Origin of the sequence: Mediterraneibacter sp. 210702-DFI.5.30 (genome assembly GCF_020560115.1) — a bacterium.
Taxonomy (GTDB): domain Bacteria; phylum Bacillota; class Clostridia; order Lachnospirales; family Lachnospiraceae; genus Mediterraneibacter; species Mediterraneibacter faecis.
In genome coordinates this window covers 116836-142280 of the sequence record NZ_JAJCME010000005.1, presented here as the reverse complement: position 1 = coordinate 142280, position 25445 = coordinate 116836, and the positions used below count along the sequence as shown (strand labels likewise).

The following is a 25445-nucleotide window of genomic DNA, read 5'->3' as shown; positions in this document are numbered from 1 at the left end:
TAATAGGAATAAAAAGGAGACATAAGAAAAAACATGAAACTGGTCGAAAAAGTTCCAAAGGATCTATATAAAATATTTGGAAGTAAATATATGGAATTCTATATGCAGTTTCTGGTAGCGCTTTATGAGGAGAGCAGTCAGTCTTATTCTCTTCTCGGGCTTACGGAACGAGAGTGTCAGATGATCATGAATGAACGACTGGCGAAGATGGCACTGGACTGGAGTGAGGCAAGAGTCGATGAGGAAGGAGAACTGATCACCAGAGCCAACATGGCATCAGTCAGTCTGAAGCATTTTGAAGACTGGGGATGGCTTAGAAGGGATTATGATGAAACGTTGAATAGTTATGTCGTTTCATTTCCGGAATACAGTCAGCTGTTTGTAGAATTATTTCAGAAATTATACAGTGAAAATGACGGTAAGGAACGAGAGAGTGTGCTTACAGTATACAGTCATCTCTATACCTACAGTTTAGACAAAGAGAAGAATAATGAGATTTTAAAAAGTGCGCTTCATACATCAAGAGCACTTCTGCAGATGCTCGCGAACATGCAGGAAGGAATGCGTGGATATTTCGATGAACTGTCAAAGCAGAGAAGTTTCCGAGGAATCCAGGAAGTACTTGTGAAAGAGATCAATAACAGTGATAGCAAAAAATATGCGATATTGACTACAACAGACAGCTTTTATCGATACAAAGAAGCTGTAAAAGAGTTGATCGAAGAAAATCTGGAAAAGACAGAAGCAAGAAAATACTCATTTGAAACAGAACTCTTAAGCGAAGAGGAAAATACGAGGAAATCTTATCGTCTGCGAAGAATGATTGAGATCTGTGAAGAGGCGACAGATATGCTCTATAAGATTTCGAGAGAGTTTGATGCGATTGAGCGCAGATATAATAAGCTGATTGAACAAAAGACAGTATTTGCAAGCCGTGCCGCAGCAAGAATCCGGTACATTATGATGGAAGGTGTAATGGAAGAAGATCAGACAGTCGCACTGATTAATCTGATTAATGAAAGTGGCAAGTCGAAAGAGATTCTGGATAAGTTGTCTTCAAAACTTAGGTTTTCGGAGCCATATAAGATTATGACAGAGAAGAGTCTGTATCAAAGACGTGAAAATCAGAAGGAAAAGTTCACTCCACAGGCGGTAACACCTGAGAAATCACAGGAAGAGAATATGACAGAATTTGTCCTGGAACCACTGTATACGCAGAAAGAGATCAGAGATTTCCGAAAGAAAAATGAACAGAATGGAAAATTCACAGTGACAAAAGATACTGTAAAATCAATAGAAGATTTGGAGAAGTTATTTATGGTATGGCAGCATGCAACAGAATCTGCGGACAGTAAGGCACAGATTAAAGTGGCGCAGGAGATGGAGAATGAGGCTGGTTTCCGATTTTCAAAACTTACGATAGAGGGAGTAGAATCAGATGGTTAATTATATGGAAGAATTGTCAGTGACAGAAGCTGATAACCTGAAGAAAACAATTGCTGCATTATTCAGACAGACATGTATTTTACAGATGAAATATGATCCTGTAACACTTGTCCCAAGAGACAATCTACATTATGAGATCTGTACAAGACACAGAAAGTTTATTGAAGACTATCTGTCTGTTTTAAGCTGTGAATTAGTGCATGACCCACAGGAACACATTTACCGTTTACATGGAGATGGAATCGCGATAGAAAAGATAAATGCCACCGTTACAAAAGTAATCTTACTGGTTAAATTAATTTACAGAGATAAGATTTTAGGAGAAGGATTGAAAGCTACAGTGACGAATCTGGCGGAGATTCGTGAATATGGAAAGAATACGAATCTGATTAATTATAAGCTTACGATGGGTGAGTGGAAAGAAGCTTTATATGTGATGAGCAAGCATCAGATCATTGAAGTGCCGGGAGCAATCCAGAATGTTGAGGATGAGACTCCGATTTATATCTACAGCACGATCAATCTATATTGTGGAAGTATGGATATTACTGCGTTGATCAAAGAATATCAGGAAGAGCAGTACACAGAGGAAGAGATTACAGAAGAAGTTTCTGAACAGGAAATCCAGGAAGAAGCAGAGGGAGGTGTGGAAGATGAAAGAGAAACAGTCGAAGAAAATATTTACTAGAATGTTAATGAATAACTGGGGCGGTATCAGTCACAAAGTGATGGAGTTCCATGAGTATGTGAATCTTTTCAGTGGGAAAAGTGGATCTGGTAAGTCTACTGTTATGGATGCGATCCAGGTTGTTTTATATGGAAGTATATCTTCCACATTCTTGAATAAAGCGGCAGATGACGCGAAGAACAGGCGTAGTGTTCTAAGTTATCTTAGAGGAGCGCAGAAAGACGGTTCCTTTAACCGAGAAGACCAGGACTTCTGTTCTCAAATCGTCTTGGAGATTAAGGATACAGGAAAGAATACACATACTTGTATTGGTGTTTCATTTGAGGTTGGAAAGGCAGATACAGACATCAGGAAATATTGTTTCTTCAGTCATTCCGGAAAGATTCCGGAGGATGAATATTTGACAGAAGAAGGTGTCCCGTATACAATCGCGAAACTTAAAAAATTGGTAGAAGCAAGGATAGAATCGGCTGACAACAGAGGTCGCGGAGATGTGAACCGTGTATATCCATCGAAAGAAGCGTATTTGAAAACGGTTTATGATGCAATCTTTGGTTATGTAGAGCCGGGCCGTATGATGACAATGGAGAAAAGCGCGATTGCACTTCGTATGACGAACGGAACGGGACAGTTTATCAAAGATTATATGTTCCCAAAGAGCAAGGAAGACACAGTTGCAACAATCAGTGATCAGCTTGGCGCTTACCGTGAGATCAAGGAACGCGTAGAAGACCTGGAACAGAGAATTAAAATGCTTGACGAGATCAGTCAGCATAATCTAGCCTTGCAGAAAGCAAGAGCTGATAAGATCTATGTGGAACAGATCTTAAAATATATTGAAATAGAAAATTGTAAGGCACATTTGCAATCGAAAGAGGATGATCTGCAGGATATTCTCAAGAAGATTGAGGAAAAAGAAGAAAAGAGAAAATCTTATTTGGCAGAGAAAGATGCTTATACGAAAGAACAGGTAGAAGTCGAGGCAGAACTCAAAGCCAGCGATTATGGACAGAAAGAGAAGGAGCTAAAGGAGATTGAAAATACGATTCAGCTCCTGGCAACAAATTCAGAACAATGGAGAGATATCGTAAAAGGTCTTTCAGCCTGGGAGGAAGACGATGAAGTCAGTGCTTATGTGAGCAATCAGGCGCTGCATAGAATTGATGATATCCGAGATGGTGTTGTGAGTGAAGATTCGATTGAAAAGCTAAAGCAATATTTAAGTGATGCGCTTGACAATATTAATACAGAATTAGGCGATGTTCGCGAAAGAATTCGTGAGAATCAGAAAGAACTTCAAGAGAAGCGGGAGATGGTAGAAGACCTCAAAAATGACAGAAAACCATATCGTGCGGAATTGAAGCGTGCAAGACAGGAATTGCAGAATATACTTAGTACTCAGTATGGAAGAACGATCCATGTAAATATCTTTGCGGACTTGTTTGATATTACGGATGAAGAGTGGAAAAATGCAATCGAAGGACGTATGGGACGTGTGAAACACAGTCTGGTGACAGCACCTGAATATACGTTAGATGCTGCGAAAGCATTTCGCAAAATGAAGCAGATGAAGGGGATCGAGGATGTCGAACTCATGGATACTGCGGCAATCGTGAGAGACAAGCCGAAGGCAGATGAGAATACACTGTACGAGTGTGTGCGCGCAGAGGAAGCTTATGTAGATACTTGTCTGAAGCGATACTTAGGCCGCATTAAGAAATGTGAGACGGTGGAAGAACTTCATGAGACGAGAGATGGTGTCACAAAGGACTGTTATTCCTACAGCAATTACATTTTCAGACATTTAAGAAAGAATGATTATGAGAAATATGCCTGTATCGGAACGAAAGTGTCAAAGGCGAAACTTCTTGAGTTGGAAGAAGAAGCAGCGAAGCTGAAACAGGAAGTGGAAGAGGACTGCCGTGTTGAGATGGCACTGCGTGCAGCACAGAAATTCGAGTGTCTGAACCAGAGCACAGAACAGATCTTACATCTTTCAAAAGCAGCGGAACAGCTTCAGGATTATTACGAGAAACAGGAAAAATTACGTCTGGAAGTAGAAGAATTGAAACGAGGCGACCGGACAGTCGAACTGAAGAAGAAAAAGCAGGAATTACTGGAGTTGCTTAAGAAAAATGCAGAGATTCTTGATAGCATTCAAAGTGAAGTAGTACAGTATGCGAAGACACAGGGACAAATCGAGAGCAATATCAAATCATTTTCAGAAAAGATAAACTTCCTGACAGAGGGATTTGTTGTCAACGAACAGCTTCAGAGTGAAGTAACAGATGCGTTAAAAGTACAGAGTGAAGCAGCTTATAAGAGAGATAAGACAAAAGAAAAAGATGCTTTGGAATCATTGGAAGAGACGGAGAGAGAAGAATTGCAAAGAAGCAGAAATAAGTTCAATAATGCTTATCCGGCCTATGGTTTTACAGGAATAGAACATGAAAATGATGTGTATGACAAAGTGCTGAATCAGTGTAGGAAAGATTTTGAACCGAAGTATAAGGAAGAATTCGATAAGCAGTATAATCTGGTTTACTATACATTGCGTGAAAATGTGATTGCTTCCATTCATGGTGAAATCAAGGCAGCTTACAGACATAAAAAAGAGATCAACCGTCTGCTTGCGAAGATCAAGTTTTCAGATAGTATTTACCAGATTGATATCATACCGGCTCAGAATGAAAACGGACAGTTCTATGAGATGCTTACAGCACCTGAACTAGACAGTAAAGTGTTCGATGACTACGGATTTGAAGGTCAGTTAAGTCTTGGTGAGGATGAGTTCTATCAGAAGTATGAAGAAGATATCAAGCGTCTGACTGAGAAGTTCATGCCTCCTAAGGAGGAAGATGCAAGATCCTTAAGCCAGTATCGTCAGCAGATGGAACAGTATGTGGATTATCGTAATTATCTGACTTTCAGTATGTATGAAAAGGTGGAAGATGAGAATGGAAATATCCGCAAAAATGCAGTCGATGATATGGCAGGCCGTGACTCCGGAGGAGAGGGACAGAACCCGAAATATGTCGCACTGCTTGCAGGTTTTGCGATGCTCTATATGCAGCAGACAAACCGTGATTCTAAGATCCGTCTGGTGCTTCTTGATGAAGCATTTTCCAAGATGGATAAGGAGCGAAGCGAAGTGTGTCTTCATTATGCGAGAGAGCTGGAGCTTCAGCTGATCGTATGTGTACCGGATGAACGTCTGCAGTCGTTGATTCGAAATGTGGACTGTGTCTATGGATTCAGAAGACATCAGAATCAGGTATCCATGATGCATATTGATAAAGGTGATTACCTCGATATGGTTGAGGGAAATGAATAAGGAAAGAGTATGGAATTGAATAAAAAGAATCTGCCGTTGGCAAAATGGCTGATCGATAAGACGAATACAAAGGACTATCGCATAGGAAATCTCTCAGGAATGAAACATCCAAAGGTGGATGGGAATCTTTTGAAAACAGTAGGTGGCAGAGAGGAACTGGTCAGACAGGCAAAAGTTTTGGAACGAATTCCAGCATTAGGCGGAAAAGAATATCTGCATTTTGACTGGAGAGAAATGAATACAGATATTACGAGGATTGATTATCGGGTAGAAGTGATTCCAAGATTGTGTGAGCTGATTGGAATCATGGATTCAAGAGAGCGTCAGTTACAGGCAATTTCAAGAATATGCAAAATGCAGGTGGATGTATCCGAAAGCTGTCTAAGCGCTTATTGTGATCATGTGTTAGAACAGCTGAATAAAGGAAATACGAAAGAGTTATCCAAAGCGGAGGATGAAGAATTTCTTAAATGCCTGAAAGCTTTAGCTGATCTGAAAGAACCGGAATGGAAGCGTGTGTTCAGCTCTAAAGTATTTGAAAAGAAAAATGATATCACACCATCTAAAGTTTTCGAACGCATTTATCAAGGTGCAGTTATTGAAGCTTTGAAATACTCTCCGCAATATGACGAGGGCATGTCAGATGATGAGATACTGGCAGCACATGGAATATTGAGTTATTCTCAGACATTAGAATGGAAAGGTGCTGTGGAGTATTGCCTGACAGATCGAAATGGCACAGCGAGTGAGGAGAAAATTGATACTTCTTCGAATCATTATGGAACAGTACTTAATGCACAGACATTAGAGCATGCCATTCCAACTTTACAAAAAGGTGTTGAAAAAATCATTGTGATTGAGAATAAAGCGAATTACGAAAGTATGGAATACGATCCAAAAGTTTTATATATCTTTTGTCATGGTTACTTTTCGCCAAAAGAAATTCGCTTTTTACAAATGTTAATGAAGACAGCACCGAATGAAATCCAATGCTATCATTGGGGAGATATGGATTACGGCGGAATACAGATCTTTTTATACAATGAGAAAAATATTTTCCCAAATCTGATTCCATGGAGGATGGACGCTCCCTCTTATAAGGCAGCGTTGGAAAATGGAAAAGGAATTAAGCTAAGCAGCGGAAAGCAGAAAAAGTTAGAGGCATTAAATGCCGGTAAATTGGAAACGCTGAAACAGTGCATATTGGAAAATAAGATGGAGATCGAGCAGGAAATGTTAATATAAAAACGTCTCGATTTCATCTACAGTCATCATATTATACACACTCTTATGAAAAGCGGCAGCAACTTCGAATTCCCCATAACTACTTTCTTCAAAATCATAACTATCACGATGAAATTGACTCAGTTGGAATACTTTTGTGTGGCAGCAAGATATCATAATATTACAAAAACAGCGAAAGAGTTATTTGTAACTCAGCCATCGGTGTCAAATGCAATTAAATCGTTGGAAGAAGAATTTGGAGTCAATTTATTCTATAGACACAATAATAAATTGACATTAACACCAGAAGGAGAAAAATTTTATAAAAGTGCAGAAGAGTTGCTTGCCCATGCAGATGCGGTTACTTCTGAATTTTATGAATTAAGAAAACAAGTGACTCCTATCAGAATCGGAATTCCGCCGATGCTTGGAACAATTTATTTGCCTGATATGTATCTTTCATTGCGAGAAGAATTTCCGGAAGTGGATTTCCGATTATATGAGTATGGTTCAATCAAAGCATGCGAGCTTGTGCTGGATGAGAAATTGGATCTGGCGATTGTGAATGCAGAGCAGACAGCAATTGATAAATGTAATCTGCATGTAATTGATACAGAGGATTTGTTATTTTGTGTTTCAAAAGATCATCCTCTTGCAAATCAAAGTACGATGCTTCTAACAATGTTGGCAGAAGAACCATTGATTTTGTTTAATACAGATTCTGTTCAGGTTATGACACTGACTAGACAATTTAAAGCAGCCGGTGTAAATCCACATGTCATTTTAAATACCAGTCAAGTGACAACATTAATTAATATGATTAAGTCAGAAAGAATAGGTTCATTTTTATATCGCTCAATGCTGGAAGACCATCCGGATCTTGTTGGAATCCAGGTATTTCCATCGATTGAACAGAGAATAGGAGTAATCTGGAGAAAAGGGAAATATCAAAATGCAATGACGGAGAAGGTCATTAATTATTTAAAGAAATATTAAGCACAGGATAAATTACCCTGCGCTTAAATCCTGTATTTATTCTATTCAGCAACTTCCTCATCTGCTTCCTCAGCAGCATCGGCAGCAGATACGTGAACCTCTGTAATTGTAACTACAGTAGCTTCAGCATCAGTCATCAGATCGACGTCTTTGTCCTGAGCAATTGGCAGGTCGCATACACGAATCGTATCGCCGACCTTTAACTCTCCGACATCAACTTCAACTTTTTCTACCAGTGCAGCAGGAAGTGCCTTGAATGAAATCTCATGTAGCATCTGCTGTGGAACACCGGCGGCAAGTTTCTCAAGATTAATCAGATGTACTTCAGCAGTAGAGTGAACTTTTTCGTTACTTACTAATGCTTGAAAATCAATTTCGTCGACATAACCTTTCAATGGGTTATAATCGACCTCTTTGATAAGTGCATCATAAGTCTGTCCGTTGACTTCCAACATCACCTGACCACCTTTTCCTTCGTCTTTTAGAAGCTGGTCAACAGCACGTTTGTCCATCTGTAAAGGAATAGACTCTGTTATTTCGCGACCGAACAGATTACCGGTTACAAATCCTTCGCGTCTAAGTTTTTTGGCTTTTGTTGTCATGTTTCTTTTTTCAGCTTTTAAAGTATTCATTTATCTTTTCCTCCAAATACTGAAACACGCTTAGCAGCCTTCAACTTTTTTCTATAAGTAGGTTTTGTTAAGTTCTATTTCCTTGTTACAGATTATAGCACCGCGTGTCAAGAGAAAAACATGGAAAACTGTGAAAAAAATGTGAAAGATATTTTAAAACTTAATGACGGAAAATTGTAAGTTATTTTAATTCAGATAAAAATTTTTCTACCTCAATCGGAATTCGCTCATCTCTCCAGGCAAGGAGAATTTCTGTTGAGAGGTTCGTATCCTTAATAGAATAAGCATAAAGACAGGGGTTGAGTTCTCTCATGGAAGAAGGGAGGATGGCAACCCCTAAACCATGTTCGGCCAAAGTTATGGCGGTTCTGGCATCTTCACATTCGCAGTATATGTCACAAGTTAATCCATTATCTTCAAAAGCAGATATAATATATTTGCGATAGCGATGAGAAAGTATCAAGGATTTTTGTGAGAGTTCTTTTAATGAAATATTTGTATATTCAATATCAAAAAAGCCAGGGATTGCCATTGCTACTAAATTCTCCTGTAATAAAACGCAGGTGTTGCATTCATTTAATACAATCGGTGTTCTAAGTGTTGTAATATCTACCAGACCATTTTCTAATTCATTTTTTAAAGCAAATGTAGAACCTTCATGTATATCAAAGTGAATATCAGAATATTTTGAAGCAAATCGAACTAAGTAATCAGACATAATGGAAACACTGGAAGGTGTCAGACCAATATGGAGAGTAGCAGACTGGCTTGCCTTAATTACTTCACGTTTGGTGATATCCGTCATAGTAAGCAGACTGGTGGCTCTTGCATAGAGCACTTTACCGGCTTCGGTTAGAGTAATTCTTTTTGTACCTCTGATAAAAAGCTGTACTTGTAATTCTTCTTCCAGCATTTTCATCTGGTAGCTTAATGGTGGTTGTGTCATGTGCAGAGCTCTGGCGGCAGCACTGACATTTCCCTCGTCTACAATTGTACGAAAGTATTCTAATTGTTTAATCTCCATATAATTTTCTCCTATTGAAAAAGATATATAAATATTATTGTATTATTATATAAAAACAATATTTTTTATATATTTTAATTCGTGTTATACTTGGAGTCAAGGAAAGAAAGCAAAAAAGGAATGAGAGTATGAAACGAATTGATTTTGAACACGGAACAATTACAGGAAATATTTTAGGCGCGGCATTACCGATGCTGGTGGCACAGATATTGAGTCTTTTGTATAATATCGTGGATCGAATTTACATTGCCAGAATTCCGGAAGTCGGAACAACAGCACTTGGAGCTGTGGGCTTATGTTTTCCAATTATTGTGATTATCACAGCATTCAGTAACTTGTTCGGAAGTGGCGGCGCCCCTTTATTTTCCATTAATAGAGGAAAAGGAAATACAAAAAAAGCTGAAACAATTATGAATACATCATTTTCAATGATGTGCATTTGTGGAGTGGTATTGACGGTAATCGGCATGATGTTTGCAAGTCCGATACTGGTATTATTTGGTGCATCAGAGGAAGGGTTATCTTATGCGTATCCATATATGATGATTTATCTGATAGGAACAGTACCATCCATGATTGCAACAGGAATGAATCCTTTTATTAATGCACAAGGTTATGCTACATCAGGCATGCTGTCTGTAACAATCGGAGCAGTTGCCAATTTAATTTTAGATCCATTATTTATATTTGGATTGCATTTAGGAATAAAAGGAGCTGCAATTGCAACGATTATTTCACAGACTTTATCAGCAGCATATGTATTTTATTTTTTAAGAAAGAAATCGGAGATAAAAGTTCGAATGCTCTCCAAGGCAGAATGGAAAGTATGTGGAGCAGATGCAAAAAATATCGTGAGTCTTGGTAGTGCAGGATTTATTATGCAGCTGACAAATAGTGTAGTAACAATATGTTGCAACAGTGTGCTGTCAGGTATCGGAGGCGATGTTTATATATCAGTGATGACAATTGTATCAAGCATCCGGCAGATAGTAGAGACACCGATTTATGCTATGAATGAAGGAACCTCTCCAATTTTAAGCTACAATTATGGAGCACAGCGTCCAAAACGTGTTAGAAAAGCAATTAGAGTAATGACTTGCATGATTCTTATTTATATGGCAATCATGTGGAGTGTGATTATTTTTGCACCGGAATTTTTAATCGGAATTTTCAGTTCAGATAAAGAATTACTGGTAGATGCAGTAGGAGCATTGAAGCTGTATTTTGCAGCATTTATATTTATGGATCTGCAATATATTGGACAGACGGTATTTAAATCATTAAATAAAAAGAAACAGGCAATCTTCTTTTCATTACTTAGAAAAGTATTTATAGTTGTGCCATTAACATATTTGTTTCCATATACATTTCACATGGGAACAAGAGGTGTGTTTTTAGCAGAACCGATATCAAATGTAATTGGAGGAAGTTTGTGTTTTATTACAATGCTGGCAATTGTAATGCCAGAGTTGAAAAGAATGAAGGAGGAGAAGCATGAGTGAGTTAGATGTGATTCAAGGTTTTTTTAAGAAGGAGCAGAAAGATAAAATTGACAAATATCGTATTTTAAATGAAACGGTTGTAAAGGGACAAATCCTTTTTACAGGATCATCATTGATGGAACAATTTCCGATAAATGAATTGTTAATGACTGAGAAAATGGATTATATTATTTACAACCGCGGAGTTGGCGGGTTCACAACAGATGATATGTTAGAAAATATGGATGTTCAGGTGTTTGGTACAGAGCCGTCTAAGATTTTTATTAATATTGGAACAAATGATATTAGTGATCCGTCGATTTCTTTTGAGGAAGCACTTACACATACCATAATAAATTATGAGAAGATTCTGGTGCAAATTAAAGAAAAATTGCCGGAAACACAGGTGTATATGATGGCATATTATCCTGTTAAAGAGGATGATCCGTTGCCAGAGGGGGAATTGGGCAGAACGATGTTTAAAAATCGGAATAATACAAATATACCGATAGCTAATGAAGAAGTTAAAAAACTGGCCGATAAATTTGGCTATACATATATTGATGTGAATACTGGATTGACAGATGTAAATGGAAATTTAAAAGAGGAGTATACGATAGAAGGTGTACATATGTATGCAAATGCGTATAGGTGTGTTTTAGAGAATCTTAAGCAGTATCTGTAAGTTGGAGAGCCGGTTGGGGACGGAGTTTAGTGGCTTTTAAATTACAATTCCAATCACATGTACGATCCATGCGGCAACCCAGGCAATCACACACTGCCAGATTACAACGCCGATAGCCCATCTGCTGCATCATATTGCATACCTTATGTGAAACAGCTCCCATTGCTACGAGTTTTGGTTTAGAGTCACACTTCTTGAGGTAGTACTCACGAAGAACTGGATTTTTAGCTTCTCCATTATGGGAGATACTGATGCTTTGTAGAGTTAACGTGTGAATCACACGTCTGGCGATGGCGGAACCACGCTTAGACATTTGAACCTTGGTGCCTTCAAATTTACCGGATTGCTTTACGGCTGGATCAAGACCGAAATAAGCGAAAAGTTGTTTTGGCTTTGAAAATGCTGAAAAGTCACCGATCTCACCCATGATGGATACAGCAGACAAGAAGCCAGCACCTTTAAATGTTTCAATCAAATGAATCTGCTTGACAAAGTCGGCATCTTCATTAGCATCAACAAGCTCATGGAGCGATTCAAGAATGTTGTTGATTTCTTCATCATATTTACGTATGAAGCTGATATAAAGGCGAATACGCTTGATGTTGCTGTCTATGATGTAACCAAACTGATTTGCATCAGTTGCCGCCTGAATTATGGCATTATACTTATTTTGAGCATATGTAAGTCCAAAGTGAGCTGTTGATTTGATGATATCAATAATCTCTTGCTTGTCTGTTTTAAGAAAAGCTGATGGAGAGGTATAAGTCTCCAATAATGTAAGAGAAGTCTTAGTGATGATAGGATTAATAACCGAGCAGTTAAAACCCTTATCATGAAGATAGCAGAAGAGTGGGTAATGATAAATTCCCGTGGATTCGAGGAAAATGCGACTTTCCAAAGAATACAACTCTTCTGCTTCTTTTATTTTAGAAACAGCGGTTGTAAGGGAATCAATACTGATATGTAGGATTTTGTAAGGTTTTCCTACGAATTGTTGGTTTGGAATCCTTGTTTGAAATGATGTATGGGGTGGAAAAAGAGAAGATTCCAGTGAAGAAGAACTGGGAGATCGGAACCTGTCGTTCGATTGATTATCCGAAGTTCTCCAATTTCCAGCCAATCACAAAATTTGAGGATTATGGAAAGAAAGAGAAGAAATTCTCGGGGTTCATTGCCTACAGAAATCAGATGGAGCTGTCAAAAGACCAGGACAGAAGATATATTTTATTCATCCCGGAAGCTGGAGAGGATGTAGAGTTCTTTGTAAATGGAACAAGTCAGGGAATCCAGATCCTGACACCGTTTTTATATGATATTACGGAGGCAGTACAGGATGGAGAGAATGACATCCGAATTGAAGTGGCAACTACGCTGGAACGGGAACGTGGAGCGAATAAGGAAAACAGGCACCGATTAGGATTTATAGTACGGTGAAAATATATCAGATTTAATATGGATTAAAATCTTATTCATTCCGATACTGTGTTGGTGTCAATCCAGTCATTTTTTTGAATACAGCGGAAAAATGGCTCGGATTGGCAAAACACAGTTCATCACTGATCTCCTGCATATCGATCGAAGGATTTTTGAGCATTAATTTTGCATACGCAATCCGTTTTTCCATGATGTATTCAGAGATAGAAACACCGGTTTCCTTTTTAAAGCAGGTGGAGAGGTAATATTTTGTATATCCGAGTGTATTGGCAAGTTCTTCCAGGTTGATCTTCTCTCTATAATGTGTGTCCAAATAAGTGATACATTCACGAATCATTGGATTTTTAATCGCAGAGAGTGTGGCTTCATGTACCTGATTGGTGATATCAAAATACATCGTCTCGATCAGCTGTATGACTTCTGTAATGTTGCTTGCAGCTTCAATTGACTGGATATAGTAATCGCTGCAGGTGTAAGCTTTCTCAAATGAAATTCCCCCCTGAATGGCAGCACGTGTGAAGATCGTGACAAGACCGATTCCCTCATCTTTCTTCTGGCGCAGAGGATCTCCCGGACACATGGTACCGACCTGTGCGGAAGAGATCTGGTTTGAAAAATCAGAAAAAGGAATTCCATCCTGTACACTTTGGGAAAGGAGTGTTTCATAGTAGTAAGGGGAATGTTCGGAAGCAGTGAAATCCTCTTCCTTCTCTTTGCTCTGTGACATTGGATTTTCCTGTAATTTAATATCATTCACTGTAATTAGTGCATCATTCAGTGTATAGTAGAGCTGACAGACATAGTGACTCAGAAAAGCGGTTGGAAGAACCGGAATCTGGTCAATCAGGCTGAGCAGCTCTGTTTTTGATTTTACGGACATATTTTGGATGTCCATTTTTTCTTTTATATAACTGTCAGAAGTGTAGGAACTGAAGACAGGTCCAAGCAGATGAATATTGACGAGTTTTTTCTGTTCCGTATAGGCAGGAACGGCCGCCCATAGAAAGAAAAAGTCATCGAATAAGAAGACTGGTTCCATGGAGGACTGAAAGTGCTGCTTCATATATGTATTGCAGGAACTTAAAGAAAAAATATTCTTTAAAGGAGCGGAATCCGGATGATTGCTGTAGGAAAAATCGTATTCCGGTGTCAGGTGCCAGGAATAGAGTGATGCAGTATTTAAAAATAAGTCTTCCATATAGTTCAGATATGCGTAATTGCTCAAATGTAGTCCCTCCCAATTCTTTCATGTTATTAACTTTCAAATTTCTCTCCACTATTATATATTAAAAAATGCGAATTTCTATCATAAATTAATGAAAATAAAAATAGAACATGAAAATATAATAGAAAACAAGAAATTATAACAGAAATAAGACTTGAAGTTTGCTAACATGGACTCATCAGAAAAAGGAATGGAGGAAAAGCAATGGAACGTGACTTGAAGAAGTTGGTAGCGTCCATGACACTGGAAGAAAAAGCCGGGATGTGTTCTGGGGCAGATTTCTGGAATACAAAGGCTGTGGAACGGCTCGGAATTCCAAGCGTGATGATGTCTGATGGTCCTCACGGAATGCGGAAGCAGGAAGGGGAAGCAGACCACCTTGGATTGAATGAGAGTGTGGAAGCAGTTTGTTTTCCGGCAGCCTGTGCAACAGCGAGCAGCTTTGATGTAGATCTGATCCGTCAGATGGGAGAAATCCTGGGAGAAGAATGTCAGGCAGAGGACTTGAGCATGCTGCTTGGACCGGCAGTAAATATCAAGAGAAGTCCGCTGTGTGGAAGAAACTTTGAATATTTTTCGGAAGATCCTTATCTTACAGGAAAGATGGCAGCAGCTTACATCAATGGCGTGCAGAGCTGGGATGTAGGAACGAGTATCAAGCATTTCGCAGTGAACAACCAGGAGTACAAAAGAATGTGTGTTTCTTCAGAAGTATCTGAACGTGCATTTCGTGAGATTTATCTTCCGGCATTTGAGGAAGCTGTGAAAGAAGCTCAACCGAAAACAGTAATGTGTAGTTATAATAAGATCAACGGAGTGTTTGCTTCCGAGAATGAAGATCTGCTGACGAAAATCCTGCGAGACGAATGGGGATTTGAAGGCTATGTTGTGACAGACTGGGGCGCAGTCAACGACAGAGTCAAAGGATTGAAAGCCGGAGTAGATCTGGAAATGCCATCAACTGGTGGGTATAATGATAAGAAGATTGTGGAAGCGGTCAAGAGTGGAGAACTGGACGAGAAAGTGCTCAATCGTGCGGTGGAGCGAATGCTGAAAGTAATCTTTTCTTATGTGGATCACAGACATTCGGAAGCAGTCTTTGACAGAGACAAAGATCATGAAAAATCCGTAGAGATTGAGACAGAATGTGCAGTTCTTTTGGAAAATAACGGCGTCCTTCCAATGAAGGAAGAACAGAAGATTGTTTACATCGGTGAATTTGCAGAAAAGCCGCGTTATCAGGGCGGTGGATCAAGCCATATCAATTCAAGTAAAGTAGTGTCCGCATTAGAAGCAGCACAGGAAAAGAACAGGAATGTAACTTATGTGAAAGGCTTTTCCAGTGAGCGGGATGAGATCGAGGCACAGGAAGTAGAGAAGGCCGTTCAGGCTGCAAAAGAAGCAGACATTGCAGTTGTTTTCGCAGGTCTGCCAGATGCATTCGAGTCCGAGAGTTATGACCGGAAAGATATGAAGCTTCCGGCGTGTCAGAATCATCTGATCGAAGAGGTGGCTAAGGTACAGCCGAATCTTGTTGTGGTGCTTCACAACGGAAGTCCGGTTGAGACTCCATGGGCTGAGCAGACAGCAGCAATCCTGGAGATGTATCTTGGAGGTCAGGGTGTCGGAGAAGCGTGTGACCGATTACTTTACGGTCAGGCCAATCCAAGTGGAAGACTTGCAGAGACGTTCCCGCTTCGCTTAGAGGATAATCCAAGTTATCTCTCCTTTGGCGGAGATGGAAAGACAGTGGATTATACCGAAGGAGTCTACGTCGGATACCGTTATTATGAGGCAAAGAAACAGCCGGTACGCTGGGCATTTGGACACGGATTGTCCTATACAGAATTTAAGTACGATCATTTGACAGTATCATCGAAAGAACTGGATGATGAGAATGAGATTATAGTAGAAGTAGATGTTACAAATGTTGGCGCATGTGCAGGAAAAGAAGTGGTACAGTTATATGTAGCAGACAAGAATGGAACCGTAAACCGACCGGTAAAAGAACTGAAAGGATTCACAAAGCTTTTCCTTCAGCCGGGAGAGACGAAGAAAGCACAGATGAAAATCAGTGCAAGAGATCTGTCCTTCTACAGTGAAGAAATCAAAGACTGGTACGCACCTTCGGGAACTTATGAACTTCTGGTAGGGCATGCAAGCGATGATATCCGGGTAAGCTGTGAGATTCAGTTTACGACAAAGAAGCTACTTCCATTCCAGGTGACAGGTGCTACAACGATTGGAGAACTTCTTGCAGATTCCAGAACAGCCGCTGCGACAATGGAATTACTTGCACCACTGCAGCAGACGGGAGAGAATGGAGAAGAGATCAGTGAGGCGGATCAGCAGATGATTCAGGCAATTTTGGAAGGATTGCCGCTAAAATCATTATCTATTGCAGGTGTAAGTGGAGAGATGATAGAAGAAATTATTCATAAATTGAATGAGTTGTGTTAAAAGGGAGAGGAGAACGAAAGATGGGCAAAGACAAAATCAAATTCAAAGAAAAACTGGCCTATGCAACCGTAAACTTTGGTAACATACCGATTATGACGATCATCAACGGATATCTGCTGATCTTCTATACGAATATCTGTGGATTAAGTCCGGCGGCATGTGCCACATTGTTCCTGATTGCAAGAATCCTGGATGGATTAAATGATCCTCTGGTTGGATTCGTGGTCGATCACTGTCCGAACACGAAATTTGGACATTTCCGTCCGACATTAATTGTAGGAACCATTCTTTGCAGTGCAAACTTCCTGATGTTGTGGTTTGGACCGATGATGGCTCCATCCGGAAAACTGGCGATTGCTTATGTTTCCTACATTTTACTTGGAGTTTTGTTCCCGGTTATGGATATTTCCCTGAACAGTCTTCTTCCGGTTATGACAGAGGATATGAACGAAAGAAACTCTCTTAGTTCGGTAAAAGGCCTTGCTTATGTGGTAGGTGCGCTGGTTGTTGGAGTTGCTGCACCGTTGATCCTCGGAGATACATCCAATAAAGATGGATATATTAAACTGATCATCATTACAGTTGCAGTGATTTTTTTCTGTTCGATTATCGGAACGCTTGGAGTAAAAGAGCGTATCAAACCACAAAAAGAAAAGAGTTATACGATTAAACAGTTATTCCAGATTTTAGCGCAGAAACCGGTATATATTACATTCCTCGTTGTATTGCTTTATACAATTGGAACCAATATTGTCAGTGCAGTTAACACATATTTTTATACTTATATATTAGGAGACTTAAGCTGGGCAGCAATTTTGTCATTAGTAATGTGTGTTACAATCTTTCCGGCAACCATGGTCGTGACAAAATTCATTGCGAAATATGGAAAGAAAAAGATGTATGCGATTGGTCTTGCAATTGCAGGTCTGATTCCTCTGATCCGTCTGATTAATGTAAAGAGTATTCCGATTCTTATTATTTCATCATTGATCACAGGAATCGGAAGTGGATTCGCAGCACCGTTGAATTATGGAATCCAGGCAGACAATACAGACTATATTGAAGTGAAAATGGGAATTCGTGCAGAAGGCGCAGTAGCCTCTCTTTCCAGCTTTATTTCCAAATGTGCAATGGGAATCGGCGGAGCAATTCCGGGATATATGCTTCAGATGGCAGGATTCAATGCAGCAGCTGAAGTACAGACACAGAGTGTAATCAATGTAATCATTTTCTGTCTGATTATCCTTCCGGCAATCATCAACGTGGTTGGAATTGGTATTTTTGCAAAAGCATATCCTCTGACAAGTGAAAAACTGGCAGAGCAGACAAGAATTCTGCAGGAACGACATTCCGCAGACAAAGCAGAATAAAATAGATTCATGGATACCGGTCATTTGTATGGGAATGGCCGGTAATGTAGTATAAGGAGAACGTTATGGGTAAGATTTACGCAGCAAAGACAAATCATATCACCAATCCGGTTGGATTTTATATGGAACAGATTGTATTTTCCTGGAAAGTGAAAGAATGTGAAGGAAAGAAGCAGAAAAATGCAAGAATTCTGATTAGTAAAGAGAAAGACTTTTCAGAAATCCTCTTTGATACAAAGGAAGCAGAACTTGACAGCTGTGGAACAAAAGTGAATTTTCAGACAGCACCGTATACGAGATATTACTGGAAAGTTATCGTGACGACAGATCAGGGAGAAGTAGTAGGATCTGATGTACAGTTTTTTGAGACTGCAAAGCAGGACGAAGCATGGACCGGAAAGTGGATTACCTGTAGTTGGAAAGAAGGAAGACATCCAATCTTTTCCAAGTTGGTTTCTACGGAAAAAGAGGTCGAGCGGGCAAGACTCTATATCTGTGGTCTGGGACTGTACGAGACATATTTTACCTCGAATAAGATCGGAAAACCAGAAAAAATCGGAAAGGAATATCTGGCTCCATACTGCAACAATTATGATCAGTGGATCCAGTACCAGACCTATGATGTGACAGAGCAGATGAAAGCAGGGGGAGAACTTTCTGTTCTTCTCGGAGACGGATGGTACAAGGGAAGATTTGGTTTCAGTCAGCCGGAGAAGAAATGTTTCTTTGGGGATGCATGGAAGTTGATCGCAGAAGTTCATGTCGATTATGTGGATGGATCCAAAGAAGTAATTGGGACAGATGAATCCTGGAAAGTAACGGAAAGTAAGATTTCTTTTTCAAATATCTATGATGGGGAGAAGAGAGATGATACTTTACCGGATGTTCCAGAATCAGCAGCGCTTCTTGCAGAGGAGCCAAAGGGCAGACTGATGGAACGCTTATCTCTTCCTGTAATGGTTCATAAAGAAATGAAACCAATTGAGCTGATTCATACGCCGGCAGGAGAACAAGTATTTGATCTCGGACAGGAGATTACGGGAATTTTCAAGTTCCATGTAAAGGAACCAGTAGGAACTGAAATCCTGATTCAGACAGGCGAAGTGCTTCAGGATGGGAACTTCTATAATGGAAACCTGAGAACTGCAAAGTCAGAATATCATTATATTTCCGATGGAACAGAAAAAGAAATCGTTCCGCATTTTACTTATTATGGTTACAGATATGTGAAAGTGAGTGGCGTTACAAATCTGTCCTGTGATGATTTTACAGCGCTTGTTCTTTGCAGTGACTATGAGAAAACAGGACGCTTAGAGACAGGACATGAGCTTGTGAACCAGTTGATTTCCAATGTAGAGTGGGGAATGAGAGGAAACTTCCTGGATGTCCCGACGGACTGTCCACAGAGAGATGAACGAATGGGATGGACGGGAGATACACAGGTATTCTCTGCAACAGCAAGTTATCTTGCGGATACTTATGCGTTTTACAGAAAATTTTTATATGACATGTATCAGGAACAGCTGTTGACAGATGGTATGGTACCGGAAGTTGTACCAACATTTGGTCCGAGTAAGACATCTTGTGCATGGGGAGATGCAGCATGTATCATTCCGTGGAATGTCTATTTGTTCAGTGGAGATAAGACCATACTGGAACAGCAGATTGACAGCATGAAAGCATGGGTGGATTATATCAGAAAGGTGGATGGCGAGCATCACGGATGGAGAAACTCATTCCATTACGGTGACTGGCTGGCACTCGACCGTCCGGGAGCAAAAGAAGGAAATGTATATGGTGCGACAGACGAAGCTTATATTGCAGACGTCTATTATGCAGCCAGTGCGCAGATTGTTGCGAAAGCAGCAGGAGTATTAGGAAAATCTGAGTTGCAGAAGGAATATCAGGAAATTGCCGATCAGCAGTGGAAGGTAGTGAAGGACGAATACTTTACAGCAACCGGAAGATGCGCAATCAAGACACAGACAGGTCTTACTCTTGCATTAAAATATCACCTGTCAGAAAATGAAACAATGACAGCCAAGATGCTGAAAACACTGTTCCGTCAGAATAAGTACAAGCTGAATACCGGATTTATAGGCACACCACTTCTGTGTAATATTCTAACAGAGAATGGAATGTCAGACATTGCTTACCAACTGCTTTTGAATGAGGAATTCCCAGGATGGCTCTATGAGGTGAAACTGGGTGCAACAACTGTGTGGGAGAGATGGAACTCATTGGATGAGAGCGGACATGTCTCAAGTACAGGAATGAACAGCCTGAACCATTATTCTTACGGAGCAGTGCTGGAATGGGTTTACAGACATGCAGCAGGTATTGATGTAACAGAACAGAATCCGGGTGGAAGAAAGATGAAGATTTATCCAAAGATAAATGCGGAATTAGGTTATGTAGATGCTTCCTATGATTCTGCCTGTGGAACCTATCAGAGCAGTTGGAAGATACTGGATGGAAATAAAATACAGTTGCGTTTTTTTGTACCTTTCGGATGCGAAGCGGAAATCAGTCTGCCGTATGCACCGGACAGTGTATATGAAGAGAAAGAGAATCCATTGTTTGCAAATGTGAAAGATGGAGTCTGCCTTGTAGAAGCCGGAAACTATGAAGTGACCTATGAAGCAGTAGTGCCATTAAAGAAAACTTACAGTGTGGATTCCACGATGGAGGAGATCTTGAGCAATCCGAAGACGAGAAGTTTCCTTGGTTCTATGATGGATGTGGATACAATTCCGGATATCGTATATGACATGTCCTTGAGAGATGTGGCAAAGATGTTTGCAGGAGAGATGGAAGAAGAGCAGGAGAAGATGCTGAATGCGGCATTGGGGCAGTTTTGATTATAAATGAAGGAAGAGCACACGGAAAGTATCTGTGTGCTCTTATAGTGTCTGTTTGTACTTGATTTTATTTTATCTTTAATTCTACGGATTTTTCCTCAAATCCCTCACCGGATACTGTCAGAGTACACAGCCCAGCCTCATATCCGCTCTGAACAATCGCCGTTGCAACTCCGCGATAAGAAGTAAAGTCTCCTGCAGTGTAATTCTCATCCGTAATCGGATTGGCAGAACCAAACGCAGCCTGTTTACCGGCACCTTTTACATCTGCGTGCAGTTTGATTGCTGCATCAGGAACGACAACGCCATTCTCATCTACGATTTCAATCCGGATATAAGCAAGTGCATGGCCGTTTGCAGACAGTTCAGTTTTCTCCGGAATCAGACGGATTGTCTTTGCAGAAGCAGCAGTAGTCAGCGTATCACGGGAGAGTTCTTTTCCGTCTTTGTAGCTGACAGCCTCTAAGGTTCCCTGAAGATAAGTCAGATCAAAGAGAAAACTCTTTGGAAGGTCTGCTGCGAGTCGTGTTCCGGCAGTGAGTTTCCCAATGGAAGTTCCATTCTGAATCAGCTCCACTTCATCTCCGTTTGAGAAGACGGCAACCTGAACTGGTTTATGATCTGCATCTTTCCAATTCCAGTTCTTGGTAACGTCAGTGAATCCCCAACTGCTGATCAGTTCAGTTTTACCAAAGACAGAAGGATCATAGGAGTATAAATAAGTCTTGTCGCTTCCCCATACAATACTGCGATATGCTCCCTGCGGTAATAATCCACCATTGATATCTACATCTGCGTCATTGGCAAGTCTCCATGGGAACGCGGAACTGTGTGACATCAGAGCAAATGGTCCCATTTTCAATAAAGGATCATCCGGATCTAAGAAGACAGATTTTCCGATTCCGGCTTCACCGATATAATCATAAGCAGTCCATGTAAAATCTCCAATTACATAGGGAGTTGCTTCCACCATAGGCCAGCGCATGCCGATTTCTTTTGGATAATTCTCTGATCCGAGAATGACACGCTCTGGGAACATCTCATGATCTAATGGGTATTTGTCTTCCATGTAGTTATATCCAACAATGTCCAGTCCGTTTGTAAAGGCTTCTGAATATTCTTCCCAACTGGTATCATTTTTTCCAGTATCAGCATTTTGAACCGAAGCGGCTTCTCCGGAAATTTCTGCCAGGATTTTTTGGAAATTCTCTTCATTCAGTTCATCATCAAGTCCACTCCAATAAGAACAGATTGCATTGGAAATCGGACGGCTCGGATCGAGACGGTGTGCTGCTTCTGCAAGACGGGTAGCAAGTGTGTAACCATTGTTCATACCGCCGCGTTCTGGAATTTCATTTCCAGTGGACCAGATGACAATGGAAGGATGATTACGGTCACGTTTCATAAAGCGAGTCAGGTCTTTCTGCCAGTCAGAGTCGAAAAACTGATTGTAATCTCCAGGCTGTTTCATGATTCCCCAGGCATCAAATGCTTCATCATACACATACATTCCAAGGCGGTCGCAGACTTCCATAAGCGCAGCTGACGGAGGATTATGTGTTGTGCGGATTGCGTTGAATCCAATCTTCTTTAACATAGAAATCTTACGGTATTCTGCGTCATAAAGAGAGACAGCGCCCAACATACCGTTGTCATGATGGAGACATCCACCTTTTAATTTCACACTCTTTCCATTAACACGCAGACCATGTCTTATATCTGCTGTCACAGTTTTGACTCCGAAGAGAACGGAAGTTTCATCTGTTGTGTTGAAATCAGATGGAACAAAGTGGGTCTTGAACACACCAAGATCGGTAACTCTGGCATGAAGTTTGTAGAGATTTGGAGTATCTACATCCCAAAGCAAAGGAGTCTCGAGTGTGAGATTCACATAGGCTGTATCTATGGTATTCGGATTAACCTGCATTTTCTGTTTACGGCTGAGAATGACTTCATCACTTCCATTTTTTGTGAGAAATACTTCCACCAGGGCAATCTTATTTTTCAGAGTTTTGTTTTGCAGTTCAATTTCTGTATGAAGAGAAGCGTAGACAGGATTGCCGGATGCATCATATTCAATCTCTTTCGTATAACCAAAAAAGGTGTTTTTACAGAATTCTTTCCGAGGCAGAAGTTCCGGCAAAAACAGTTTTGCAGATCAATGTAGTTGTGGATGAAATTTCTTATGAATACAAAGATGGTCAAAACATTTTGGCTCTAATCTAATTTGTTTTCATTTCTCCAATTTCTTGGTGACATCCCATAGACATTTTTGAATGCACGTGAAAAATGGAGCTGATTCGGATACCCTACAGCATTCCCAATATCTGCAATTGACAGTGAAGTGATCTTCAAAAGCTCTGCAGCCTTAGTCATACGATAACTGATCAGGAATTCCTGTGGAGAACGTCCAATCGTATCGTGAAAAATCTTTCCGAAATAACTTCGATTCAATCCGCAGAATGCGGAAATATCTTCTACAGAAATATCATTCTGAAAATTCTGTTCAATGTACGAAAGAGCTTCTTTAATATAAAAATCCCGGATACTTCCGTTTTGCTTCACATGAACTGTCGCAGCAGAACGCATGAAATAATCTAAAAATAAATAGAGATGTCCAATTAGATGAAACGGAGATTCTTCGGGATGACGGCTCAGATAAAGCATTTCTTCCATCATCTGGTTGCGAAGTTCCTTTGAACTTGCATGATAAACGGGGTGATTCAGGCTCAGACCTGCGGTTGTGACAATCTCGCGGGCCCGAAGACCGTCGAATTCTACCCACGTATATTCCCACGGAAGCTTAGAATCAGCAATATAAGTATTGACCTGTCCCGGAAAAAGCATGAAGCCTTGTCCACTTTTTACCTGCCAAGTGATGGTGTTTCCGTTTTCATCATCTGCAAGTAATGTTCCTGTTCCGGAAATTACATAATGGAAAATGTAATGATTTCTTGCTGCAGGACCGAACGAGTGAGCCGGTGCACATTGTTCCCATCCATATTGATATAATCCTAGATCAACAAAATTTTCATTTGGAAATACAGAAAAAAGTAAGTCGCTCATATAAATCACCTCTGATAGCATTATATATCAAAATGCTAGATGACTTCAATATATGAATGAAAAAATTGCATTTTGCTATAAAACTAAAAAAACTCTGATATTTATAGTGGCATAAAGATATGTTAGAATTTGATTATCAAATAGATAACCTGAATAAAAGGACAGAAATATTCCGGAATGTGTCAAAATGAAAGGTGTATGGTAAAAGGAAGGAGTAAGGAAATGTATAAGAAGAGCAATCGAATCATTTGCATGGGATTGATGCTTTGTATGACTTCGGCAATGGTACTCGGAGGTTGCGGACAGAAGAGTGAAAATAGCGGAAAGATAGAAATCGAGCTTGTACAGTATAAACCGGAGGCAGTGAAAACCTTTGAAAAGATTGAAGAAGAATTCAATGCAACTCATGATGATATTCATTTGACGATCGAATCTCCAAATGATGCAATGACAGTACTTAAAACACGTTTTATCAGAGAAGACGCTCCAGATATTATCGGAATCGGTGGAGATGTCAATTTCTCTAACTTTATTGATTCTGATATGCTTATGGATATTTCAGATTATGAAGGTCTGGATTCTATAAAACAGGCTTATCTGGATATAGATAAAGCGTTGGAATTTGTACCTGAGGACGGTGTGTATGCCGTTCCATATGTGGCAAATGCAGCAGGAGTTCTGTATAACAGAGCAATGTTTGAGGAGCATGGCTGGGAAATTCCGGAAACCTGGGATGAATTTATAGCCCTCTGTGAACAGATCCAGAGTGAAGGAATCCAACCATTGTATTTTGGATTTAAAGATACATGGACTTGTCTTGCACCGTGGAATGCGATCGCCGTTGATCTTGCACCGGCAGATGTCTGCAGCCAGGTGAACAAAGGAGAGACAACATTTTCAAATGAATATAGAGAAGTAGCAGAAAAGACAAAGGCACTGCTTGCATATGGACCGAAAGATCCTTTCGCTTATGATTACAATGGAGCTTGTACAGCATTTGCAAACGGAGAATCTGCAATGTACACGATCGGAAGTTATGCAATCCCACAGATTCAGACAGTAAATCCAGATATGGATATCGATTCCTTTGTAATGCCGGCTAATAATGATGCATCAGAGAACAAGCTGAACTCTGGTGTGGATCTTCAGTTCAGTGTTATGAAAGATTGCGAGAACAAAGAGGCAGCGTATGAAGTGCTTAATTTCCTTTTGAAAGATGAAAATGTACAGAGTTATCTGGATGAACAGAAAGCGGTTCCTTGTAAGGAAGGAGATTTTGAACTTGCTCCAACACTTGATGGAGTGAAATCTTTCATAGAAGAAGGAAGAATGGCAGATTACCAGGATCATTACTATCCTTCAGAGATGTCAGTAGATGCACAGATCCAGACATTTCTTATGAAAGGGGATGTGGATGCATTCTTAACAAAGTTTGATACAGACTGGAAGAGATATAACCGTGATATCATCCGCAAAGTGGAAGATTACGAGAAAGAGCATGCGGACGAAGATTAAGGAA

At 40.1% G+C, this 25445-nt stretch carries 17 protein-coding genes and 1 pseudogene; 12 read left to right on the top strand and 6 right to left on the bottom strand.

The window, feature by feature from the left end; translation table 11 throughout:
- Positions 1–33: 33 nt before the first annotated feature.
- The 5 genes from LI126_RS07305 (at position 34) to LI126_RS07285 (ending at position 7688) form a co-directional block, all read left to right on the top strand.
- Positions 34–1446, top strand: a complete 1413-nt coding sequence (locus tag LI126_RS07305; protein ID WP_227165114.1) for a Wadjet anti-phage system protein JetA family protein — start codon at positions 34–36, stop codon at positions 1444–1446.
- Positions 1439–2134, top strand: coding sequence for a DUF4194 domain-containing protein (locus LI126_RS07300; protein WP_155204627.1), 696 nt, complete (start codon positions 1439–1441; stop codon positions 2132–2134). Before LI126_RS07305 ends, LI126_RS07300 begins: the two co-directional genes overlap by 8 nt.
- Positions 2100–5468, top strand: coding sequence for an SbcC/MukB-like Walker B domain-containing protein (locus tag LI126_RS07295; protein ID WP_055166547.1), 3369 nt, complete (start codon positions 2100–2102; stop codon positions 5466–5468). Before LI126_RS07300 ends, LI126_RS07295 begins: the two co-directional genes overlap by 35 nt.
- Before the next feature lie 9 nt (positions 5469–5477).
- Entirely contained in the window at positions 5478–6713 is a 1236-nt protein-coding gene (locus LI126_RS07290; protein WP_117498135.1) for a Wadjet anti-phage system protein JetD domain-containing protein, read from the top strand.
- Positions 6714–6821: 108 nt separating this feature from the next.
- Positions 6822–7688: a LysR family transcriptional regulator gene (locus LI126_RS07285; protein WP_020436902.1), complete on the top strand. Its 867-nt coding sequence runs from the start codon at positions 6822–6824 to the stop codon at positions 7686–7688.
- A 41-nt stretch (positions 7689–7729) separates the two neighbouring features.
- Here LI126_RS07285 and LI126_RS07280 read toward each other — a convergent pair whose 3' ends face one another.
- Positions 7730–8320 carry a 50S ribosomal protein L25 gene (locus LI126_RS07280; protein ID WP_020436903.1) on the bottom strand — a complete coding sequence of 197 codons (591 nt, stop codon included), beginning with the start codon at positions 8318–8320 and terminating at the stop codon, positions 7730–7732.
- 181 nt (positions 8321–8501) lie between these two features.
- Entirely contained in the window at positions 8502–9344 is an 843-nt protein-coding gene (locus LI126_RS07275) for a LysR family transcriptional regulator (RefSeq protein WP_055166550.1), read from the bottom strand.
- 128 nt (positions 9345–9472) lie between these two features.
- Between LI126_RS07275 and LI126_RS07270 the strand changes: the two genes are divergently transcribed.
- Both LI126_RS07270 and LI126_RS07265 read left to right on the top strand, forming a co-directional pair.
- Positions 9473–10846 (top strand): MATE family efflux transporter, encoded by a 1374-nt coding sequence (locus LI126_RS07270; protein WP_227165113.1) that lies wholly within the window; start codon positions 9473–9475, stop codon positions 10844–10846.
- Positions 10839–11510 (top strand): GDSL-type esterase/lipase family protein, encoded by a 672-nt coding sequence (locus tag LI126_RS07265; protein WP_015529565.1) that lies wholly within the window; start codon positions 10839–10841, stop codon positions 11508–11510. The genes LI126_RS07270 and LI126_RS07265 overlap by 8 nt, the downstream gene beginning before the upstream one ends.
- A 127-nt stretch (positions 11511–11637) precedes the next feature.
- Here the strand turns inward: LI126_RS07265 and LI126_RS07260 are convergent.
- A pseudogene (locus LI126_RS07260) lies at positions 11638–12516 on the bottom strand (transposase); the annotation flags it as partial.
- 44 nt (positions 12517–12560) lie between these two features.
- Here LI126_RS07260 and LI126_RS07255 point away from each other — a divergent pair.
- Positions 12561–12944: a hypothetical protein gene (locus LI126_RS07255; protein WP_147322138.1), complete on the top strand. Its 384-nt coding sequence runs from the start codon at positions 12561–12563 to the stop codon at positions 12942–12944.
- A gap of 31 nt (positions 12945–12975) precedes the next feature.
- Here the strand turns inward: LI126_RS07255 and LI126_RS07250 are convergent, their stop codons facing one another.
- The gene (locus LI126_RS07250; RefSeq protein WP_117498133.1) at positions 12976–14169 is read right to left on the bottom strand and encodes a helix-turn-helix domain-containing protein; all 1194 of its coding nucleotides are present in this window, start codon (positions 14167–14169) and stop codon (positions 12976–12978) included.
- 204 nt (positions 14170–14373) lie between these two features.
- Here LI126_RS07250 and LI126_RS07245 point away from each other — a divergent pair, with 204 nt between their 5' ends.
- From LI126_RS07245 to LI126_RS07235, 3 genes are all read left to right on the top strand, one after another.
- Entirely contained in the window at positions 14374–16629 is a 2256-nt protein-coding gene (locus LI126_RS07245; protein WP_015529566.1) for a glycoside hydrolase family 3 C-terminal domain-containing protein, read from the top strand.
- A 20-nt stretch (positions 16630–16649) separates the two neighbouring features.
- A complete protein-coding gene (locus LI126_RS07240; protein WP_055161786.1) occupies positions 16650–17999 on the top strand; it encodes an MFS transporter in 1350 nt (449 codons plus the stop codon).
- A 65-nt stretch (positions 18000–18064) separates the two neighbouring features.
- The gene (locus LI126_RS07235) at positions 18065–20860 is read left to right on the top strand and encodes an alpha-L-rhamnosidase (RefSeq protein ID WP_227165111.1); all 2796 of its coding nucleotides are present in this window, start codon (positions 18065–18067) and stop codon (positions 20858–20860) included.
- A 67-nt stretch (positions 20861–20927) separates the two neighbouring features.
- Here the strand turns inward: LI126_RS07235 and LI126_RS07230 are convergent, their stop codons facing one another.
- Complete coding sequence (locus LI126_RS07230; RefSeq protein ID WP_227165110.1) at positions 20928–23003, bottom strand: glycoside hydrolase family 2 TIM barrel-domain containing protein; 2076 nt, start codon at positions 23001–23003, stop codon at positions 20928–20930.
- Between the two features lie 74 nt (positions 23004–23077).
- Entirely contained in the window at positions 23078–23926 is an 849-nt protein-coding gene (locus LI126_RS07225; protein WP_055161780.1) for an AraC family transcriptional regulator, read from the bottom strand.
- Positions 23927–24148: 222 nt separating this feature from the next.
- Here LI126_RS07225 and LI126_RS07220 point away from each other — a divergent pair, with 222 nt between their 5' ends.
- Positions 24149–25441 (top strand): ABC transporter substrate-binding protein, encoded by a 1293-nt coding sequence (locus tag LI126_RS07220; protein ID WP_227165109.1) that lies wholly within the window; start codon positions 24149–24151, stop codon positions 25439–25441.
- Positions 25442–25445: the final 4 nt, after the last annotated feature.

Bases quoted from the DNA above. Each gene is read 5' to 3' on its own strand.
- LI126_RS07305 (WP_227165114.1), top strand. From the start codon at position 34: ATGAAACTGGTCGAAAAAGTTCCAAAGGATCTATATAAAATATTTGGA.
- LI126_RS07300 (WP_155204627.1), top strand. From the start codon at position 1,439: ATGGTTAATTATATGGAAGAATTGTCAGTGACAGAAGCTGATAACCTG.
- LI126_RS07295 (WP_055166547.1), top strand. From the start codon at position 2,100: ATGAAAGAGAAACAGTCGAAGAAAATATTTACTAGAATGTTAATGAAT.
- LI126_RS07290 (WP_117498135.1), top strand. From the start codon at position 5,478: ATGGAATTGAATAAAAAGAATCTGCCGTTGGCAAAATGGCTGATCGAT.
- LI126_RS07285 (WP_020436902.1), top strand. From the start codon at position 6,822: ATGAAATTGACTCAGTTGGAATACTTTTGTGTGGCAGCAAGATATCAT.
- LI126_RS07280 (WP_020436903.1), bottom strand. From the start codon at position 8,320: ATGAATACTTTAAAAGCTGAAAAAAGAAACATGACAACAAAAGCCAAA.
- LI126_RS07275 (WP_055166550.1), bottom strand. From the start codon at position 9,344: ATGGAGATTAAACAATTAGAATACTTTCGTACAATTGTAGACGAGGGA.
- LI126_RS07270 (WP_227165113.1), top strand. From the start codon at position 9,473: ATGAAACGAATTGATTTTGAACACGGAACAATTACAGGAAATATTTTA.
- LI126_RS07265 (WP_015529565.1), top strand. From the start codon at position 10,839: ATGAGTGAGTTAGATGTGATTCAAGGTTTTTTTAAGAAGGAGCAGAAA.
- LI126_RS07245 (WP_015529566.1), top strand. From the start codon at position 14,374: ATGGAACGTGACTTGAAGAAGTTGGTAGCGTCCATGACACTGGAAGAA.
- LI126_RS07240 (WP_055161786.1), top strand. From the start codon at position 16,650: ATGGGCAAAGACAAAATCAAATTCAAAGAAAAACTGGCCTATGCAACC.
- LI126_RS07235 (WP_227165111.1), top strand. From the start codon at position 18,065: ATGGGTAAGATTTACGCAGCAAAGACAAATCATATCACCAATCCGGTT.
- LI126_RS07225 (WP_055161780.1), bottom strand. From the start codon at position 23,926: ATGAGCGACTTACTTTTTTCTGTATTTCCAAATGAAAATTTTGTTGAT.
- LI126_RS07220 (WP_227165109.1), top strand. From the start codon at position 24,149: ATGTATAAGAAGAGCAATCGAATCATTTGCATGGGATTGATGCTTTGT.